The organism is Pseudomonas sp. SIMBA_067 (genome assembly GCF_046534675.1).
In the GTDB taxonomy this organism is placed as follows: domain Bacteria; phylum Pseudomonadota; class Gammaproteobacteria; order Pseudomonadales; family Pseudomonadaceae; genus Aquipseudomonas; species Aquipseudomonas putida.
In genome coordinates this window covers 1-231 of sequence record NZ_JAWRYH010001456.1, presented here as the reverse complement: position 1 = coordinate 231, position 231 = coordinate 1, and the positions used below count along the sequence as shown (strand labels likewise).

Genomic DNA, 231 nt, shown 5'->3' with positions numbered 1-231 from the left:
GTCCTTCTTTGACTGCTGCAGCGATGGTGGCAAAGTTATCGTCGGCCAGAATCATATCGGCCGCCTCTTTTGTCACCTCGGTGCCTTTGATACCCATCGCAATACCGACGTTGGCCTGTTTCAGCGCCGGAGCATCATTGACGCCGTCGCCGGTCATGCCGACGATCTCGCCGCTCGCTTCCAGCGCTTTCACCAGACGTAGTTTGTGTTCCGGGCTGGTGCGGGCAAAAA

At 57.6% G+C, this 231-nt stretch carries 1 protein-coding gene; it reads right to left on the bottom strand.

Translation table 11 applies throughout. The features are described 5' to 3' along the window. Positions 1-231 (bottom strand): HAD-IC family P-type ATPase (locus tag SB765_RS34240; RefSeq protein ID WP_410933104.1); only part of this gene is annotated, 231 nt, incomplete at both ends.